This is a genomic window from Chitinophaga sp. (assembly GCF_039596155.1).
GTDB lineage: Bacteria > Bacteroidota > Bacteroidia > Chitinophagales > Chitinophagaceae > Chitinophaga.
In genome coordinates, this window is the sequence record NZ_JBCNKF010000048.1 from 15,466 (window position 1) to 36,417 (window position 20,952).

Genomic DNA, 20,952 nt, shown 5'->3' on the forward strand with positions numbered 1-20,952 from the left:
GACGATATAGTCAGAGAAATCATTTTTACTGAATTGCGTCAGGTAATTCCATTGAATAAAAGTCATGTAATCTTGGTTAATTTATTTCAGCTATTAACTCATTAGTAAAAATTAATTGGTAATAAGATGTTGGATCGTTTTCAGCTATCAGAAAAGTATCAATTTTTTAAAGTAGTACGCACTTTGCCCAAAGTAGCCATCAGGAACTGCTTACGAGAAGCATCGGTTGGTAAAACCGGAAATGCGCTTGACCAGAATATACGCGTAGAAAGGAAGATAGGCAAGAAATCTTTTTATGCCTCTTTTATTGTGTTTCGCGTCGAACAGCCGCCGACTTTCCTTTCGAAAGGAAAGGAACGCGATGTGAAACATTGTTATGCGCTAATAATTGAATATGGCGATTACTTAGTCGTTACCAGAACAGGGGGAAAGAATTTTCAGGAGTGCCTAGATGATTATGTAGAGAAGGTAAATTCCGACATCCTCAATAGAGCGTTTATGGAAGCTAAATCTACTGTAAAGAAAGCCAATACCCAAAATACCTCCCCTAGCACTACGGCCATGCATAAAGTAACCTACGAAGGCAACAACATCGAAGCCGTTATGCCGGTGTATCAGATAACCGGTAAGATGCTTAATTCATTTAAGCACGAAACCAACGGTGAGCTATTTACGGTAACTGGCAACCAAGCAAAAGTAAATATTTCAAATAGTAAAGTAGCCGTTCAGCAATATTTGGCCAGAATTTTAGTTTCTATAGAAAATTTTAGTAAAAAGCGTAAGTTGAACACTTTTCTTGCGACTTTCGCAAAGTCTTTATCCTTTAAGCAGTATTCTACCAAACTCACACCGCTTGAAATTTTGTTGTTAACGAGTGAGATGCGCGATTATGTAGAAAGTAAAGATGATTCCCTGCCTAAGTTGGTTTATAAAGTAGGCAAAGTAGAACGCCCAATAAAATCTTCATTTCAAACATTCTTGCAGTCTTTTGAGAATTCATTTGAAATTAATAAGTATGGAACAGGCACTGGCCGGCAATTTTTCATCAACAATACCTTGGATGCTGGACTTGAGCTTGAGGTTACTGCCAGCGGATATAAGCTGAACTCTCAAAAATTTAAAAAACTATGGATAAAATATGACAATGGCGATAATGAAAATCTGCAGACATTGATTAATAGGAAGAACTGGTTTTCTGTTTCTTTCAAAAACGCAGATATCAACTATTCGAAAGGTAAACTTTGGCAGGATAGTAAGCTGCTGGGCAGTATCAATGGATTTCTAGAAATGTTTAAACCGGAACCGGCAATGAACGCCATCACTAGCGAGAAAGGTACCATCACTGCTACATCCACCAGTTTCCAGGCAGGCTCTACATTTGCGTACGTCGAAGCTACAATGGGGCCTAACCTCGATCATTTATTGTTGGAGGATCTTAACTATGAGTATTCAGATTATATAGGCGTGAAGAATATGGCACATGTTCAATTGATTCACTGCAAAGCCAGCGACAACGTGTTCTCTGCAACCGCCTTTCAGGAAATAGTTGGGCAGGTTTTAAAGAACCTGTACTTTTTCGCTCATCCTGAACAGATGGAAGATAGAAAGGCATATTGGTCGGGTATGTATTCCACCAGTAAAATCGATCGCAACCGGACCGGGAAAAAGAACTTTCTACAAGATCTTAAGGCTACTATGAATGCCACTAATAGTATAAAAGAGGTTCACCTGATCGTCAACTTTATTTCCAAACAGTTGCTTACCGATAATTTGAGAAAAGTGGTAACCAAGCAGAAAGCCCCGAAAGCAACATTGCCAATTTTATGGCTCCTAAATGCTTTACGCAACAACTGCCTGGAAAGAAATGTACGAGTGTTCATTACATGTAAGCCATAGAAAGCCAGTTCGGGGGAATGCCTCCAATATATACACATTTTGGAACCATATGGTCTAATTATGGACAAAATTTAATGAAATATGGAGATGAGGGAGGGGCGGTCCCCCACTTATAATCATCTTGTTGCCCTTTTTATAGGAGAACTTTAATTGTTCTGTTAAATCCGCCAGCTTACCTATTATATATTATACGAATATTGATTTTATTTATATATGACTCTGATTTAGCAAATAAAGTTAAATTTTCTCCGTGTTGGGTTAAGTCAACTTCTGAGTATTGTTTTGTGGTATATCGACTTTTCAAACGGAAATTAATATTTTTTTCAAGTTATTGTATATCAAAGGATCTAGAATCGTCAATAAATCCTATTGGTAACCCTCCTAATCCTGTATTACTAAATTCTTTTACAACATTGGCGCGAAGTTTTTCCTGGATTACAGGAGGAATATCATTGTCGACGACGATTATCTGAATATCTTCTCTGTCAGTGCAAAGATCTAGAATGTAGTTGTACATATTCAGATACTTTGTAGGATCACTTGCTCCGAAGCCCTCCCTTTTATCCTCCGATGGATTTGTATCCCCAAGGTATCTGGGTGAAGTTTTTCCAAGATATTTACCAATAGTATCAATCATAAGAAAGTTGGGATGGTTTGTTGTTGTTTCCAAACCATTTTTTAAAAGGCTTATAAAGTAACCGACAGACACAAGCGTTCTAACACCTCCAGATGTCAATCTATGATATTCCATGTTTCTCACAATCGGCATGAATGTCCTTTCATTTACCGAAATACCCGTAACATTGTTCATTTTGCATTTAGTAAGAAAGTCATTTAGGATATCAGCCAATCTCGCTGTGATTTTAGTGGTGGTCGGAGTTGATGACTTCAGCTCTTCAAGATCCTTATGAAGTTTTGCAAGTTCCAGCTCCAACTTAGCTGACTGGTTGGAGATCTCGTTGAGTTGGTTCCTTATCTTTAAAGTATATTCGATCTGATCTATCCTCTCGAGAAGCTGTGCCCTGGCAATGGTATAACCATCTCTTTGTGATAGGTAAGGGCTGATTATCTCGCTTGTGCCCGTATCGAGAAGTACATTTACCTTCTCAAGTTCACTATTAAGTTCAGCAATTTTTATCTCAGAAAGAATAATTTCGTTTCTGCTCTCATCAATAAGTTTTGCGATCCCCGACATGCGGTTCTTTACACTTTTGATTTCCTTTTCAAGAAGTTCTGTTCCAGACTGTTGAAACTTTTCCGAAATACTTGATACACGCAGTGCGTTATCGCAAACGGGACAGGGGGTTTCTAAATCATGAGGGAGACCGTTCCGTGATGCTCTTATGGCTGTATCAAGTTTGTTAATATCTTGTAGGTAATCATTTTTAAGCAATATATGTTGGCGCATCTGGATGTTTAGATTTTCTATTTTTTCTCTGTCGACCTTTATGTGCTTTTCCAAATCCCCCTTAATATTTCTTAATTCATCCAGCCCCCGGGTATCAGCTTTCATATTCTGATTGATGGACTCTATCTGTTCATCAAGTAAATTTACGCTTTCTTTCATCCTTGCCCGTTCAGCATTTAGATCCTCTTTCGTTTTTAAATTCGTTTCCCTAAAGAACGTCGAAATGGTCTTGTAGTTCTGTTCAAGTGCCTTCTGTGCCGTGCTCTTTTCAGAGATCAAGGCGTTCAATTCCGCGATGTTTATATCAAGCAGATTATGAATGAACTTAAAGGTTTCCTGGTTCTTAACGGCTACAGCGAAATTAGCGCTATCCAGTAACTGTTTGCTGCCAACGTCATCTTGGCTCAGGATATTGAACTTTAGTATATCCCTGAAACTCAACCTAATCATTTTTGAGTCCGGTTTGCTCGGTGCCTGCTTTATTTCAATCTTAGGGATGCTCAACGCATCCAGAAAAAAATCTGATATAAATCCTTCATCTGCACGTCGTGAGAAGTTTGGCGAGTACTCTTTAGGGAAAACATTGACCATATCATCTATTGTGGAGCTATAAACCTCGACATTCTGATTCGGCTCGAAAATGTCTCGTTTTATGGTATAGATCTTTCCATTTAGGCTTACTTCCAGAAGACAATATTTACCGCTGCTCCTAAGTTCATCGTACATGTCAATATCATGCCCACCTAGACAATAGTCGATTAGATCAAGTATACTAGACTTTCCAGTATCAGAATCACCATTGATAATATTGAGCCCTGTATGGAAGAAAATTGTATAGTCTTTTCTTATCCCCACCAAACGAAGTTGGTTTATAATGATTGTTGGAGATTTTGTCCCGTTATTTGCCATAGGTGTATGGTTTTATCAACGTTAATAGATCTTTGTAGCTTTCTGAGCTGAGGTGGCTAAGGTTACCAGATATAACGTGAAGTCTATCGGTATAGGAAGTCTCAATACTTTCAAGGTATTTTACACCATTTTCCGCTATGGTGTAATATGGCATGTTAGCTACCAGAGAAACATTGACAAATTTTCTAGCAATCATGAGTTTCAATACTTCCTTAGTTTCGGAAAACGAATGTAAGCCGTTAGTATTCGGGAACTCTGTAGAAATGGAGTTTTGCTCGATTTCATCAGCTACAAATGAGGACCTTTTCTCCATGTCGATAAGTATCCTGAACAATATATAAGGGTGTTCTATAAGGAAGACAAAGGCCGATATTTTGTCCAAGGAAAGTATAGGATTATTTGCCCTGTTGGTGGAATTGTATTTAAGGATAATCAACAAACGTATTATCTGTATGTCGAGTTCCTTATCGGGGTAGATAAATGATAGTGCCATTTTATGCCTGTCCCTTTTTAAATGCTTCTATAGTATCATTATTATGATCCTTACCCCACCAGATATCCTTACTTGAATTGTTGGAAAGCTGGTGCAGCATACCTGTCTTATGAATAAAAGAGATGCGTTCCAAAGTTTTCAGAACGCCATTATCCTCCTGTCTAATTTGATCATGGATGTGGGCTACAAGTTCGTTTCCATCCTTCAGTTTACCTACAGTCAAAAGTGCATAGGCATTATTATACAGTATTTCGATCCTGCCCATGAGATCGTCGAAATTGCTTTGTGAAATTACCTTTCTCTGTAGGCCAACCTTCCTAATAAACTCCGCATTATAAAATGAAGTTTTGGCTGTATGGATGCTTTTTTCATGCACGTCCGCCACTAGAAGCTTGAGTACAAAAAACTCATCATTGAAAGTATCACTATCTGGAAGTGAACGGACTGTAAGTGCATTGTCTACTTCCGCTTCTGATATTACCTCTAACAGAATTTGTTCGGCTGCTTTATAGATGGATGACTGATTTGAAGCCGGTTTTGCAATATTCTCGTGATCAGCCTCAAAAAATTTTGCGATCTGCTTTTCATTCGATACACCTAATGCGCTATTCTGTTGGACTACTCGGTCATATTTACCGTAGAAATAAATAATCTGGGGCAACTTCTCCGTTTTGTCCTGAATCCAATTATTACTCAGCTTTGTTGTTATATCGCTCAAGGGAGCAAGGTCATTTATTTGGGCATGGCGCGCGACTAACTTAACGATAGTCGCAATGCTGCTTCCGATGTGTGGTACTGCAAGCGAGATAAGCTTACTGATATTTATTGTCGACTCTTTTTCGACCAGCCTCAGTGCAGTACATTTTGCTATCAGTCCGCCTAAACTGTGGGCGATGACCACAATTTTTTTATAGTCATTACAGTGAACCTCAAGCTCGGTCACCAGAATATCGCTTATACTTTCTACATCCAGATTTAGTTCAACCTGATCACTTTTTATATTTATAAACTTATTAAACAGCTTACCCAGCAGTTTTACTGGGACTGGGTTAAAAATTTTAGAATAATAGTTGAATAAGCCTATGTCATAGTTTTTTTTCACGATACTATTAGTAAACAGTAATTCTGGAAACGTCATGCCCTTTTCATTCGTCCAAGTTGACTCGTCTCCTGTCAGGCCATGTATGAATAGTATAAGATTATTTTTCCGCTTTTTTCCGTTTTCGAGTAATTTGATCATGAGGTCCTAATTAAGCAATTGAAGCCAAGCTGTTTAATTGGCAAGATGCCGTTCAATCAAAAATAATGTTGATTTTCAGGAAGTTCAACAAATAAAGGGCTTGAACTGTAAAAGATTGCTGAGCGTCAATATTCTATAGATTTTAATTGTCGCGAAATATATCGACTTTTTGTTGATATAACAAATGGTTATTTGAAGTAATTATCTCGGTATTTGAATCAACGAATTTCCACTATGAAAAGAGAACCCATGAACCTAAAGGAGAACTGCGCTAGATTTTATCTTTGTTACTTTCTGAAGTAGTTTTCACCGGAATAGGCTCGGCAAGGACAACTAGCGTTATTTCGCTAACATCTGACCAGTAAAGAGGTAATTAAGTATCACCTCGATGTACATCGGTACTGTAAGACGTTTTAGTTTAGGTCTACTTTAGCGAGTAACCGCACCATTGGGTGTTTGATTATGAATCCGATTTTTCGTCGATCAGTGCTATACATTCTTTCATGACTTTCATATGGAAATGCGAGGGGGCCTGAGGTTACAGAAAATGGTCCTGTTTTATCATTATGCTTTACTTAGATCGTATTTCTGGGTTGGAAGAGATTCTCTGATGATTATTGTATTGAAATGGATGTGCTAGCGAACGTTCACCGGCACATCCATTTCATCCTGTTACCGGTCGTCAAAATATCCTTTTAATATGGTGGGAGTTATCTTTCTTTTACGATAATTTACTGTGACAACGGTATGTATAAGATACTATTCATTCATGTAGATAATTTTGAGATCGCTGCGTTTCCCCTCTCATATAACGTAGAATAGGATGAGTTTCTATACCTGCCTCGTTTAAGCCAACCAGAATCTGTGGTTTATAAAATTTTGCGTCAAGTTTTTTTAAAGCGTTTAATAAAGTGGGTGGATTATTATACTTCTGGTTTTCTTCAAGCATTTTGTAAGCATTTTCAAGCTCCTGTCCATACCAGTATAAAACTGGGCGCCATGTGTCATAATAAAAATCACATATTTCATAATAGTCTTTCGGTACATTTTTGAAAGACAACAGCTGGAAAAAGTTGACCAGCACATTTACTTTATCACGGTCCAGGGATTCCTGTCTTAGAAAAGCTTTCTCGTCTTCTGGTGCCTTCAAATGGGGGTGGTCCTCAGTGTAAAGAATATCTTTGAATTCCTCATAAATTTTTGGCCTTGGCGTGCGATCAATATAACGGCTTACATAGTTTTCCCTCAAAAGAAATTTTTTATAGCTTTCATGCTGTACTGTGTTTTTGAGAATGTACCAAGCAATGACTCTGACCTCCCGAAAATCAGGACTGATGAAGAACTGATATAACTCCATAAAGGATTTTACATCTGTTTCATGTTTATCATCCGTATCACGTGTTTTCTCATAGGAATACAACATGTAAGCAATGATAGCTGTTACGATCAACGTAAGTAAACTGATATAAGGATTAAGTAATCCTCCGATATAATCGCCAAAGGTTCCCCAGTCACCAGGAGTGTTCGAGAATTGTGTAGTATCAAATTGTTGCTTGTAATAATAAATGGGCCGGTACCCAATGTACCCAATTATTAGCAAAAGCGCTATTGCGTAAAAAACTTTGGCAGCTTTGGATAAAAGTACTCGTTTCATAGATGAAATAACAACTACGTTTTGTTCATGGCAATCTACGTCAATAGTCTCTAAAATGGAAGTATATATCTTTGAATATATTTTCCATCCTTCTTAGTTGCCCTAAAGTTGATTGTCCGATACTTTGTTTCACTATTACTAGGCGCTGCTTGTAGAAACATGTTATTGTTTTTTTTTCTAATTTTTCTATACAGACAAACTCAGAATGCTGCCTTTAGTCTTTTAATATCAAGGCTTCGATCCACAAATACACTACCTTATTGCCTAAATTAATGTAAATTAACCTCACCATCAGTTGAATGAGATTTTACCGGCGCGTTTAAGGGTGGTATGTAGTATATTCTATTTAAAGCATGATCGATGTGAAAGATCGCAATAGAAGTGGTCATGGCTATGAATTCAAATATTTTACTGTAAAACGATCTGGCTGTATGTCTCAAACTCCTAAAAATGCACCTTGTCCTTGTGGAAGCGGGAAAAAATATAAAAGGTGTTGTGAAAACAAACGGTTTACCAAAAAGGAAGATCAAAGCGTTAGAATACATTTTGACATCTTCACCTTTTTATGCAGGTTTAGTTTCAGGGAAACACTGGACTGGTTGCAGGCAGTGTTTTGTTATCCCGGTAATGAACTCTACGCGCGAAGGATTGAATTTGTTATTGCCAAACTTTTTACGATCCCACCGGATCAGTTTGAGGAAAAAAAGATATCAAGAGATGACGTTATCGAACTGTTTGAGCGTTTGAAAGCATATGATAAGATCTTTTATATGCACGAAGATTTTGAGGGCTTTTCACAGCTTAATCTCATTCCAATTTACTACAATACAGAAAGGTACTATTTTTTCTACGCCGGTTGGGAGAGGCCCTATGAAGACTATCTGTATTTTATTGATCGTTTTTTATTTTCACAGCCTGATGTTTTGCCGGAATTTCAGCACCTTCATAAAGTCTTTGTATCAAGTCTTTCTTTTCAAACTAAATTGTTACTGCAAATTAAAGAACTTGTCTCAGAAATTTCCGGTGTTCGACAAAATGTATATGTTCCCAATGAATTATTTACAAGTAGTATATCAGCGCTATTTGCAACTTGTTTGCCCGATAGGACGATAATTAAACAGTATGGACTACGAGTTGGTGAATTTGCTAATAGAACAACACAAGATCTGTACGAAAATTCGATAGAGCAAAAATTACTTTCATCAAAACTTTTCATTTTGCAAGGGGATGATGTAGTTTGGCTCTATCCTCAGAATCATTTAGCAGTATTGGTGGAAATTGGAAAATCGATTTTCAAATCCAAATTCGAGAGACATTTACTACAGGAGAGGCTGAAATATACGCTTGGAATAATCACGGAAAGGGCATTTACACGTTACAGAACAGCAATCAGCCTATTGGTCGGAGATAAAGAAATTATTTCCAGCCTGACGCATGTTGTTATGGCAAACGAGAACACTTTACTTCTCTATATGGTAGCAGGCTATTCCCTGGACGAAGATCTTTCTTCACCTATTATAGACGCGATTAGAAGAATGGAACAAATAGTGGAAACGATAGAGGCAGCTACAGTTATTTCCGTGAAAACCCTCATTGCAAAAAAGGTAAGCATTGGTACAGCTCAATTGCAATTAATGCCAGTCGTTATTTTTGATCCCCTGAACTTAAGCTATAAGGCGGCTATTCCAAAGACCAGTATAAAACGCGACGACTTTCACCTTCTGTCTATGAACGATTACAGATCAATAATCTCTGTTTTGAAATCCGGACAGAATGTTATAAAATTTTTGATTGAGGAGCAGAAGCTCCATAGTAAGAATCAGTTTCCTGTAGTGGGAGAATACATGGATCGTTTTGCCTTTTATGTGTCAAACGGAATGTCGTTTATAAGGTCAGCTCAATCTTTTAACGTTTTTGTATTTGAAGCCCATATATGGCACGATTTCATTCATGACAGAATGCACAAAGAACTCAAAGATGAAGATGTGCATCTGGAAATACACAGAATAGCAAAGAATTACTACAATGAACTTGAAAAGATAGAAGATGGAGTATGGAGGTTAACGCATACTGCCAATACCTGTGGTGCATTTCTTTTATTTTTGGAGTCTTCGATCGTTTGGATTAAACTCCCGGATTACGGCCAGTTACTTAGTGAGAAAGAATTTTCGATTGCTTATACCTTGGTCGGCGTTCTATTTAAAGAATATCTGAAAAAGGGTGAGACATTATACTTTGAGGTATTAAAAAGTATATCACTAAACCCAATCAGACACCTCATATTGCTTCTTCCCGAAGATCGACTGGAACAACCTGATTGGGCTTTTTTAAAGTCCCACTATAGAAAAGCATCTTCCGGTGCTAATGCTATCTCCTTTTATTTAAATGAAACTAATGAAATTAAGAGCTTTTTTGTCTTTGATGCGGACATTTTTATAGAGCATTTTGCTCATAAAGAAAATGTCGGTGAGAGGCTGTCTATGGAAATATTGATAGATAGCATGCTTTCTTTAGGTGTTGTAAATGAAGAAGTCAGAATTTCAGAAGCCCAGCAAATAGTGAATTTAATCATACCGTTGGCAGCTAAAAGGTATTCTGCTTCACTAATAGAAGTAGACAATCCTAAACTTGGGTCTTATCAATTGCCATATAGAATGAATACAAGCGATTTCGGTGTTGTAAATAGGATAATTTCTGCGTTTCTTATACAACAGAATGTTTTACCTGGCACATATAAAGATGACGAGGCCGTTAATATTTGCCAAACTCTTTACAAGGCTTTACTATTGGAGTTGGAGACTCAAATAAGTTTTTTTGATGATACATTTATTCCTTTTGCATATCGTCAGAATGAACTTGCCGAAGGAGCACGCTATCGTTCTAAAATAGTAACAGGCATGAAGTCCACTGTGAAACTTGATTATGATCTCACTGATCATTTTGCAGAGGAGCATGGAGGATTTACTGCATTAACTATGACACAACGTTTTATTCTGCATGCAGCACTTAAAGTTGCACCTGGCGGTAATAGGAGGATTTCTGAAACTGAATGGACCTCGCTGTTAGCTCTGGGCAAGATTACAATGGAGATTTCATTTGATCGCGAGAGCCTAGTACATAATTTGCAGGAAGATGTTCTCGTTATCACTTCTGACTACCTTTTGAAGATTGAGCATAGAAGTGGTGAGTTTAATGAGAATCATTATCGTGTGAAGGATGCTGATTTGATTATTGACCATTACCGCAATAGATATCAAAGCAATGGAAGAGATGAGTCCAAAGAGGATTCCCCTGCGATGGCTGCCTTTCGAACTTACGAACAAGAGTTGAATGTGGCTTTTAAAGAAGAGTTCGGATTTACGTATAAGGATCTTATGTTTGTTTTGTATGCCATTAAGGCATGTAGCTTCCAAAGCGGCTCATACCACCCAGTGGTTCAATGTAAAGTAGAGGAACTTGTTAAGGTGGTGCAGGGTATGGACACTGAAACAATGTCTAATGACTATGTTGCAGCTATAATACAGTTCCTGAGTTTGGAAGAAGGTGGGTATTCAAAGGGCCATATGCTCTTTCATTCACAAATGCTTCGCGAGAAGCAAAGACTTTTGGTGTGTCCGATAGTTCTACTTAAAACAGGTCTGTTAATTTATGGGTCTCAATGCGTAATAAATTCTTTGAACGTCTGGAATAATGTAGTTAAGGGCCATTTTTTATTCGAATTGCCAGAGGTGTCGCCCATTTTAACGGTGCTTAAGCAAATGCATAAGAAAGCCGATGTAGTATTGGAAGGATTAGTAGCAGATACATTAAAAACATGTCTGCCTGCAAAAGATGTTGAGAAGAATATTGGGAATTTTAAACGTCTATCGCCTTCATTTGCTACGCGGGAGGAATGCGGTGAAATCGACGCACTTTGCATAAATCGGGCTAACCAAACTGTTTTTGTATTTGATGCCAAGAATGTAATAAAGCGACCAAGCAATTACTTCATAAGAAACAATATTGATACTTTCTTCCTTTCTAAGAAGGCTTATTATAGGAAGCTGTTAAAGAAGAAAGATTTCATCATAAAAAATTTGCCTATTATTCTCCGGTATTTTGGCGTATCTGATCCTGAGGGCTGGATTGTTAAGGAGGCTTTTGTTACTAGCGATTTGCAGTTCGCAGCATTTTATAATCATCAAAAGGCTGATTTTATATTGGTTAATGAGATCGAAGCTTATTTAAACCAGAATCACCGTGTGAGTGATCACAATGAGTAATAAATCTTTCTTCCCGCTCCGGGTAAGCATTTATATTCGCCTTATGCAAACATATTGAGCAAAGGTTACAGATGGGACTTATTCAATCTAGAGAGATGTTGCATTAATTTCTCCTCGTTGAATGCATCTTTACATTGTACAGGGTTTGAGTGTCTTTCCAGGCTATTCGAGCCAAGTTACTTTGAAACCGTTGAATAATTGCTCAATATGGTTTTTGTTGAACATCTTCTCAATTGCATCCAATAAGTTGTTTTTAACCGCGGGGGACTTTAAACCATAACCATCCATAATATCTTCTATTAGCTTCTTTAATTTCGCAGTGTTTGGTTTGTTTACTGGCTTTCCTTTGATTAATCTTAAAGCGATTGCCATGAGCTTTGGGTGTAGGTTGCAAAATGATCGGAAGAATTTGTTCATTAAGTTAACTTTTTTTAATATCCATTTCCTTTACATAACAGACGTATTCGTACATCAATAAAAGATCTGCGAAGTCAGGTTTTAATCTTTCATTTCCTTCAATGAGTGCAATGTGAATTATTAGAACGTTCAAATGCCGAAGTACTTATTATTTCATGACTAATTACTTTGTCAAAAAAGCGTTTGCAAATAGGAAATAATAATTTTTTTCTTATATATTTCATATGAAGTTTTTCATCTAAGTAAATATTTTTTAGTAAGCAAATCCATTTTCGTTTGGTTTACGTTTATATTTTCCCAATTTATTCTATTGATTCTCCCCTTCCATTATTCTATTTAGTAATCAAATCTCAATAATTTGATCAAAAAAAATAAAAATCCCATCAAAGTAGGAATCTGGATACGTGTATCCACGGATATGCAGGTCAAGGACGAAAGTCCCGAGCATCATGAACTACGAGCGAGGCACTATATCAACGCTAAGGGTTGGGACTTGGTTAAAATCTATCGTCTTGATGGCGTAAGCGGAAAGAATGTTATGAAACATTCAGAGGCGGAACGAATGTTAAAGGATGTCAGAAGTGGAGAAATTAACGGGTTGGTATTCTCCAAGCTTTCCCGTCTTGCACGAAGTACAAAGGAACTTCTGGAGTTCGCCGACATATTCAAATCCGCAAACGCAAATCTGATTTCCATCTCTGAAAATATTGATACCAGCAGTCCTGCTGGGATGCTTTTTTTTACGGTCATATCGGCGATGGCAGAATGGGAGCGTGAAGAAATCGCTAGTAGGGTTTCCTTATCAATTCCAATCCGTGCAAAGCTTGGCAAGCCGTTGGGAGGCCAGGCAATATTGGGATATTCCTGGCAGGACAAACAATTTGTAATAAATGAGTCGGAGGCTCCCATAAGGAAGTTGATCTATGAGATATTCCTTCGGACTCTACGCAAAAAGACTACAGCCGATGAGTTGAATAAACTCGGCTATCGTACCCGAAAAGGGGCACGGTTTTCAGACACTACCGTCACAAGGCTACTAAGGGATACGACTGTTAAGGGAGAACGGATTGTCAACTATACAAAAAGCGCAGCAGACGGAAAGCGTACCGCTCTGAAGCCCAAAAGCGAATGGACTATAACAAAATGTCCCCAGATCATCTCAGAACAAATCTGGAATAAAGTAAATAGCATACTTGACGAACAGGAAAGAAGGAGTTCAGGCAATGGTAGAAAATCCGCATACTTGTTGTCTGGAATTGTGAAGTGTTCGTGTTCAAAGAAAATGTATGTTAAAAGTAATAAGGTGTACCACTGCAGGGATTGTAGGGTAAAAATTACGGTCGGGGACATTGATACTATATTTTGTGACTTTCTTTCTGATTGCATAAGCCATATCGACACAGCTAAACTCATCGAAAAATCCATCAATCTACTGGGTAGGAAGCAGGATTTATTTAAAGAAATGATAAATGAAAAAATAGCTTTAGAAAAAACAAGACAGAGGCATATGGAAATGAGGATGGCCGATGAGATTACAAGGGAAGATTTTGTCGGTAGCCTTCATACTTTAAATACACAAGTTGCCCACTTAGAAGATTTTTTACAAGGACTCCAGTCCGAAATGGATTTGGAAGTACGGCAAAACAGTTTATTGGAAGAACAAATCAAAGAAGCCAAGATTTTGGTAAAGAACTGGCCTATACTGGCATTTGAAAGGAAACGGTCTATAATCGAAACTATCACCAAACTCGTTTCAATCAGCGAAAAAGATATTAGAATTGAATTTTCCGTCAATTTGCACAACCTTCTTGGAGGTAAAAATATCCAGTACAACGACTCTAATATATCGCCCCGTTTATTTTTTGATAAAAAATTACAGATACCCGCCCCTCAAAACTATCCTAAAAATCCAACGACTATTGGGGAACATATAAGAAAGAAAAGAATTGATAGTGGTCTAACCCAGACAGAATTGGCTAAGATCCTCGATGTGAGTACCGACTGCATAACATTTTGGGAAAACAACCGGAGCAAGCCACAAATAACCTATTATCCGAGGATACATCATTTTTTGGGTTTTTATACAACTACGATTGATGAAACCAATTTTCACGGACGACTTCGAGCATACAGGTTGAAAAATGGGATTAGCTGCAAAGAGATGGCACGTCTGCTAAAAGTCGATACTTCTACTGTACGCGCCTGGGAAAAGGGATTAAATATTCCTTCTCAAAAAAGAATCGACGTGATAGACACATTACTCCAGCAGCAACATTGTACAATATGCCCCAGCAGCAAGTAAGCTTCCGTATTATTAATGCTTAAGATCAATGGATATGGATTCATCTATTTCAATAGCACAGTCAATAATTTTGAGTACCTCAAATTAGTCTCGGGAGTAACAAGTCAACACAACATGATCTCCAGTAAAGAAATTTTTTATAAAATCTGAAAAAGCGGCTCGGAATCTAATTATCAATGACTTTATCCATCTTCTTTCAGGTTGAAAGCACTCATCAGAACGACATGGGTTCATAGCTGCTATGAGCATAAAGCCTGCGGGGAAGTCGACGGTATAATTTGCTCTTGATATAGTGATCTTTCTTTCTTCTATGGGTTGACGCATGACTTCTAATACGGCACGCTGAAATTCAGGTAATTCATCGAGGAATAATACGCCGTTGTGGGCGAGGGATATTTCGCCGGGTTGGGGATGGATACCTCCGCCTACTAATGCTATGTCACTGATGGTGTGGTGTGGGGATCGGAAGGGGCGCCTGGTGATCAGATCACAATCGAGCTTTCCGGCTACGGAGTAGATCTTTGTAGTTTCTAATGCTTCGGGGAGTGTCATGGGAGGAAGGATGGAGGGGAAGCGTTTTGCAAGCATGGTTTTTCCTGCTCCGGGTGGACCGATGAACAGGATATTGTGCCCGCCGGCGGCAGCGATTTCAAGGCCACGTTTGACCCGGTATTGACCTTTTACTTCGTTGAAGTCAAGATCATTTACTTTTTGTTGAGAGAAGATAGTGAGGGCGTCTGTGTGAGTGGGAGGGAGTGTAGACGGGTTGTCGTAAAAGTCGATCACTTCTTTTAAATGAAGGGCACCGTAGACTTTGATACCATCTACCATGGCGGCTTCTTTTGCATTTTGAACAGGTAATATGATGCCCCTGAAGCCGTCTTTTTTTGCTTGTATGGTCATGGGCAGGGCACCTTTTATTGGCAGCAGCGTGCCATCTAATGAGAGTTCTCCCATGAGTGTATAGTGGTCTAAGTAGTCCGGTTTGATTTGTTCAGATGCGGCCAGTAAACCTATTGCGATAGGTAGATCGTAAGCGGCGCCTTCTTTGCGAATATTTGCGGGTGCCATATTGACGATGGTTCTGAACCGGGGAAAGAAGTAACCGATATTATGAATAGCGCTTTCGATGCGGTCTTCACTTTCTTTGACGGAGCTGCCGGGTAAACCTACGATTGAAAAACGGGTGCCTTTGGGCGAGACATTCACTTCTATAACAATGGAAATGGCACTGACGCTTTGGAGCGCACTGCCATAGGTTTTAACAATCATGGATGAAATGGTTTGTTATTGAATATAAAGAAAAAATATCATTTGCGGAGAGCAGGGAGATTTTTTGTTGTGTGATTGTTGTAGCGAAGGGGGAGGTGATTACTTGATGAATCTTTACATGTTGGAAAAAGTGACTGGATTGTTTAATTTTAGCCTATCTAGTTTTAGTGATGTGTAATTGATATTTGAAAGGTTTGTACATTCAGTCATTTCGATCGAAGGCATTAATTTTCTCAGTATTCTCCAAGTTATTTTATTTCGAACTAAAATGATCATATATATGACTCAAAAAGAAGTAATAAGGAAGATACTGAACTTACTAAATACTGAATTAGGGACATTTAATTTTAAGGCTAATCTTAAGGAGCAAGGCTTCATTCGTATGGATGAAAATGCATTTTTTTTATTTTTTTATACTTAACCTAAGGTAAAATAGTGCGTATTTTAAGGTGCAAGGATACAAATAATAAATAGATGGACTATCGAACCTACGAACCATGTGAAGATTTAGCATCACTTATCAAATGTTACTGGACTTTAGAAAGCCCAAAAGAAGATACACCCATGAGGCAAACCATTGTTCCCGATGGTTGTATGGAAATGATTTTTCATTATGGTGATTTATACAAACAATATACCCAAAGAGATAATTGTATTATACAGCCCAAATGCTTTGTGATAGGGCAGTTGACACGACCACTGGAAATTGAGTCAATGGGAGAGACGGGTATTTTTTCTGTCCGTTTTCAACCAGGTGGATTTTTCCCTTTTGCAACTATGCATGTAAAGAAAATGGAAAACACAGCTATACCATTTGGGCAACTGTTTGGAAATGCCGGAAAGGAAATCGAACAGAATATTTTAAATGCTCATACAGCTTTGGAAAGGATAAAGCTTATTGAGATTTTTTTATTGAGCAGATTGACCGAAGTTGCGACTATTGACTATGTTGTGAAATTTACTCTCGATACTATTTTGTCAGCCAGCGGGCAACTTACCATTAATGAAGTGTCCAAACAAACCAATATCAACCGCAGGCAATTGGAACGAAAATTTTCATTAGCCATTGGTTTAAGTCCAAAGCAGCTTTCAAAAATGATACGCTTGCAGTCTACACTTAAAATGCTGCTGAACAAACAATGTAAAAACCTTACTTCTTTAGCTTACGAAAATGACTACTATGACCAGTCTCATTTTACCAAAGATTTTAAAGAGTTAACGGGTTTTACACCAAAGGAATTTTACGGAGATAATTTAAAGATGTCCTCGCTTTTCTATGGAAGTGACTAGTTTTGTCGCATTTTTACAATTTTATAAGTCGGGCATTTCCCAATTTTGTGGTGTAATAATAATGTATGAGGATAAGAACAAAACTTATAGCTATCATTGCCAGTTTTCATTTGTTGTATGCCTTTACCATGAAGCAAGCCAATGATTTTAATAACGTAGAATGGCTTATCGGTACCTGGGAAAATAAAACTTCCGCAGGTAGCATCTATGAAACGTGGAGAAAGATAAGCGAAAATGAATTGTCAGGAAAAAGCTATATGGTAAAAGGAAGTGACACACTTGATTTTGAAAATGTGCGATTGATTCAGGAACAAGGTCGGCTGTTTTACATCCCAACGGTTAAGGATCAAAATAACGGGTTTCCTGTTCGGTTTGCAGCTAAAACCATTTCGGCAATTCAAATGGTTTTTGAAAATCCCAAGCACGATTTCCCGCAAATCATTTCCTATACTAAAATAAGTCCTGATAGTTTAGTCGCTGAAATTTCGGGAGTAAGAAACGGAAAGGAAAGAAAACAGGCTTTCTCGATGAAACGAATACAATTGAATAGAATAAAATAAAAAAATCTCATCTACAGTAAGCAGATGAGATTTCTAAAATGATAAAAAAGCTGTTTGTATCTGATCGTAAGAACTAGATTTATTTTATTTCGTTCAGCAAATCCAACACCTTCTCCCGTTTCAAAATTAAGTAACCGATTTTCTCCTTTGCGATCCCATCTTTCAACTGGTAAGTAAAATGCAGGTTATCCTCCGTTACTTCTGATTCAAAATACTTGAACCGTATGTTAGAGGCAGCTTTCAGCTCTTCTGCAATTTCATACAGGTGTGTGGATAAGATGAACAGGCAATTCGTACTTTTCAACAATCCATTGATTACCGCCAATGAACAATTCTTTGCATCTTCTACATTTGTTCCTTTGAACATTTCATCAATCAACACTAACCATTTTCTTCCGTCGTTAATCTTGATGATAGTATTCTTTATACGTTGTACTTCATTAAAGAAGAATGATTCTCCTTTGAAGATATTATCCTGCACCTGGATATTACTAAAGATACCGTTGAAGAAGCTACATTTCATTCCCTTTGCAGGTACGCCCATGCCGATATGAGCAAGGAATACGGCGACACCGACTGCTTTGATGAAGGTTGTTTTCCCCGCCATGTTCGCACCTGTGAGGAACATGAAGTGTGATTGTGGTGTAATCGATACATCGTAAGAAACAGGCTTGGCCAGGATAGGATGATACAGCTCTTTGATTTCTACATAAGGATGTGGGGTGTCATCAAATGTTGGAAACTGTAAATCGAAATGACGAATGGCTTTTGACATGGCGTACATCGCATCGAGCCTGCTATACAGGTCTAATAATTCCTGGATTGTCTTGCGATGTTTCTTGCGGATGTAATGATCATGGCGCAGGATCTGCATGAAGGATACGGGTCCTGCTGCATCTGCGGCAATGATATCATTGAATTCTTTCTGGTATAAAAGATGATGTGCCCTGTCTAGTAAAAGTTTCAGGTCGCGGGGGGTATGATCAGTATTATATGTATCTACTAATAAACGAAAGCCTTTGAGCAGGTTGAGCAACTGGGTGAAGGAGAACTTGATAAATCCGTAATCGGGATTATACATCAGTTTTGTCACCACTGAACTTACTATCAATGGGAGTCCTTCAGGATTGCCGATAGGTTCTATCTGTGCTTCGAGGTAGTTTTCCATCACGACGATTGTTCCATTCGTGATGTCTACCGGCCAGCGGTCTTCCTGCTGAATCAGGTAATGTAATGATTTTTGTCTGTGCTCTATGGCGGTGATATCTTTCAGCGGGTTTGCATACATCTGCCTGAGATAATGTCTGCCGCCTGTGGTCGTTGTGAAATCCAGCTTGTGAAACAGCGAGAATTCTTCTTCCCTGTTAAAGATTGATAGGTCGTAGTAGGTCGTATTGTCTAATTCCATTGCACAGGCTTTTAGGTGAATATACGTAAATATGTCGCTTTAATTACAGATGAGCAATGTGAAGAATTCCATAAAAGCGGGCGGGGAAAAATTGCCTGATGCGATGTTATCTTTTGTAGCAAGGCATCGGGTAGTGCAGTAGGGCATGTCGCTTCAATTGCAGATGAGCAATATGGAGAATTCCACAAAAGCGGGCGGTAAAAAATTGCCTGATGCGATGTTATCTTTTGTAGCAGGGCATCGGGTAGTGCAGTAGGGATGTCGCTTTAATTGCACCGGAGTAATCGGAAGAATTCCAGACAAGCGGGCGGAAAAAAGCCCGATGCGATGTTATGGTTCGTAACAAAGCATCGGGCAATGCAGTTTAGTGATGTCGCTTTTAATTACAGGTGAGTAACCGGAATAGTTCCATAAAAGCGGACAATGCAGTATTGTCAATGTGGCCGGCTAAGAAAGCTGGTCCATTTGCCGGTATTACCTGTTGAACAACAGGCGTTGTCCTTTTTCGCTTTCGTTGAAAGTACCATTCTCATACGCCAGGTGGCCGCTTACAAATGTATGTGTCACTGCTGCAGGGAAGGTATGCTCTTCCAGCGGAGACCATCCACATTTGTATTGCAGGTTGTTCTTTTCTACCATGGTGGCTTGCTGCAGGTCTACGATCACGCAGTCTGCAAAATAGCCTTCACGCAGGAAACCTCTTTCTTTGATCTGGAAACAGATAGCGGGCGCGTGTGACATTTTCTCCACTAGTTTTTCCAGGGTGAGGTTGCCTTTGGATACATGTTCCAGCATCATGAGCAGGCTATGCTGTACCAGTGGGACACCTGAAGGTGCCTGTAAGTAAGGTTGTTGTTTCTCTTCCCAGGTATGAGGGGCGTGGTCGGTGGCGATGATATCCAGTCGATCGTCCAGCAGTCCCTGCCAGAGCGCATGTTTGTTATGGGCTGCTTTGATTGCGGGATTGCACTTAATGAGGTTGCCGTAACGTGCATAATCATCGGCTGTGAAGTACAGGTGATGTACACATACTTCGGCGGTAATACGTTTTTCTGCCAGTGGCAGCATATTGCTGAACAGTTGTAATTCTTTTTCTGTAGAGATATGCAGGATGTGCAGACGTGAATTATGTTTCTTGGCAAACTGGATAGCGACCAGTGAGGATTCGAAACAACCTTCTTCGTTACGGATCAGCGGGTGATAAGCGGCTGTGAGGTGCTCTGCGCCTACTTCCTTTTTATATTTTTCAAGATTTGTTTTGATGATGTTCTCGTCTTCACAGTGAGTGGCAATGAGCACTTCACTGCCACCAAAGATGCGTTCGAGGGTCACGTAGTTATCTACCAGCATATTGCCGGTGGAAGAGCCCATGAAGATTTTCACCCCGCAGATACGGTCTTTCTTTTCGTTGGTTTTCAGCACTTCATCGACATTGTCGTTGGATACGCCCATGAAGAAGGAGTAGTTAGCCAGGGAGTGCTGTGCACCGATCTTGTATTTATCTTCCAGCAGTTCCTGCGTGAGGGCGGCGGGAACGGTGTTAGGCATTTCCATGAAACTGGTAGTACCGCCGGCTACAGCAGCACGGGATTCTGTGTAGATGGTCGCCTTGTGCGTGAGGCCTGGTTCGCGGAAGTGCACCTGGTCGTCTATAACACCGGGGAGGAGGTGTTTACCTTCACCGTTGATTTCGGTGTATTGTCCGCTGACGATGATCTGCGGTGCTATTTTTTCTATACGGCCATTGCTGATCAGGACGTCCTGGACAGTGGTACTGCCTTCGTTTACTACGGATATATTGCGGATGATATATGTCTGCATGCCGCAAATATAGTGTAAAG

General features: G+C 39.0%; 13 protein-coding genes. 5 read left to right on the forward strand and 8 right to left on the reverse strand.

All coding sequences use genetic code 11. The features are described 5' to 3' along the window. Positions 1–126 precede the first annotated feature (126 nt). A complete protein-coding gene (locus ABDW33_RS29690; RefSeq protein WP_343693727.1) occupies positions 127–1,896 on the forward strand; it encodes a hypothetical protein in 1,770 nt (589 codons plus the stop codon). A 328-nt stretch (positions 1,897–2,224) separates the two neighbouring features. Here the strand turns inward: ABDW33_RS29690 and ABDW33_RS29695 are convergent, their stop codons facing one another. From ABDW33_RS29695 to ABDW33_RS29710, 4 genes are all read right to left on the reverse strand, one after another. Next, the gene (locus tag ABDW33_RS29695; protein ID WP_343693728.1) at positions 2,225–4,213 is read right to left on the reverse strand and encodes an AAA family ATPase; all 1,989 of its coding nucleotides are present in this window, start codon (positions 4,211–4,213) and stop codon (positions 2,225–2,227) included. After that, positions 4,203–4,706, reverse strand: coding sequence for an ABC-three component system middle component 4 (locus ABDW33_RS29700; RefSeq protein WP_343693729.1), 504 nt, complete (start codon positions 4,704–4,706; stop codon positions 4,203–4,205). The genes ABDW33_RS29695 and ABDW33_RS29700 overlap by 11 nt, the downstream gene beginning before the upstream one ends. Before the next feature lies 1 nt (position 4,707). After that, positions 4,708–5,946: an ABC-three component system protein gene (locus ABDW33_RS29705; RefSeq protein ID WP_343693730.1), complete on the reverse strand. Its 1,239-nt coding sequence runs from the start codon at positions 5,944–5,946 to the stop codon at positions 4,708–4,710. Between the two features lie 763 nt (positions 5,947–6,709). Continuing rightward, positions 6,710–7,600, reverse strand: coding sequence for a hypothetical protein (locus ABDW33_RS29710; protein WP_343693731.1), 891 nt, complete (start codon positions 7,598–7,600; stop codon positions 6,710–6,712). A gap of 353 nt (positions 7,601–7,953) precedes the next feature. On the opposite strand from ABDW33_RS29710, the gene ABDW33_RS29715 reads away from it, so the two are divergent. Next, complete coding sequence (locus ABDW33_RS29715; protein ID WP_343693732.1) at positions 7,954–11,862, forward strand: SEC-C domain-containing protein; 3,909 nt, start codon at positions 7,954–7,956, stop codon at positions 11,860–11,862. A gap of 162 nt (positions 11,863–12,024) precedes the next feature. Here the strand turns inward: ABDW33_RS29715 and ABDW33_RS29720 are convergent, their stop codons facing one another. After that, on the reverse strand, positions 12,025–12,234 hold the full coding sequence (locus tag ABDW33_RS29720) for a hypothetical protein (RefSeq protein WP_343693733.1): 210 nt from the start codon (positions 12,232–12,234) through the stop codon (positions 12,025–12,027). Positions 12,235–12,637: 403 nt separating this feature from the next. On the opposite strand from ABDW33_RS29720, the gene ABDW33_RS29725 reads away from it, so the two are divergent. Continuing rightward, positions 12,638–14,581 (forward strand): recombinase family protein, encoded by a 1,944-nt coding sequence (locus ABDW33_RS29725; RefSeq protein ID WP_343693734.1) that lies wholly within the window; start codon positions 12,638–12,640, stop codon positions 14,579–14,581. A gap of 84 nt (positions 14,582–14,665) precedes the next feature. Here the strand turns inward: ABDW33_RS29725 and ABDW33_RS29730 are convergent, their stop codons facing one another. Further along, positions 14,666–15,853 carry a YifB family Mg chelatase-like AAA ATPase gene (locus tag ABDW33_RS29730; RefSeq protein WP_343693735.1) on the reverse strand — a complete coding sequence of 396 codons (1,188 nt, stop codon included), beginning with the start codon at positions 15,851–15,853 and terminating at the stop codon, positions 14,666–14,668. 474 nt (positions 15,854–16,327) lie between these two features. Between ABDW33_RS29730 and ABDW33_RS29735 the strand changes: the two genes are divergently transcribed. Both ABDW33_RS29735 and ABDW33_RS29740 read left to right on the forward strand, forming a co-directional pair. Next, positions 16,328–17,143 (forward strand): helix-turn-helix transcriptional regulator, encoded by an 816-nt coding sequence (locus tag ABDW33_RS29735; protein WP_343693736.1) that lies wholly within the window; start codon positions 16,328–16,330, stop codon positions 17,141–17,143. A gap of 65 nt (positions 17,144–17,208) precedes the next feature. Continuing rightward, positions 17,209–17,703 (forward strand): DUF6265 family protein, encoded by a 495-nt coding sequence (locus ABDW33_RS29740; protein ID WP_343693737.1) that lies wholly within the window; start codon positions 17,209–17,211, stop codon positions 17,701–17,703. Positions 17,704–17,782: 79 nt separating this feature from the next. Here the strand turns inward: ABDW33_RS29740 and ABDW33_RS29745 are convergent, their stop codons facing one another. Together ABDW33_RS29745 and ABDW33_RS29750 are read right to left on the reverse strand one after the other, a co-directional pair. Further along, complete coding sequence (locus ABDW33_RS29745) at positions 17,783–19,111, reverse strand: DNA mismatch repair protein MutS (RefSeq protein WP_343693738.1); 1,329 nt, start codon at positions 19,109–19,111, stop codon at positions 17,783–17,785. A gap of 474 nt (positions 19,112–19,585) precedes the next feature. Beyond that, on the reverse strand, positions 19,586–20,932 hold the full coding sequence (locus ABDW33_RS29750) for a dihydroorotase (RefSeq protein ID WP_343693739.1): 1,347 nt from the start codon (positions 20,930–20,932) through the stop codon (positions 19,586–19,588). Positions 20,933–20,952: the final 20 nt, after the last annotated feature.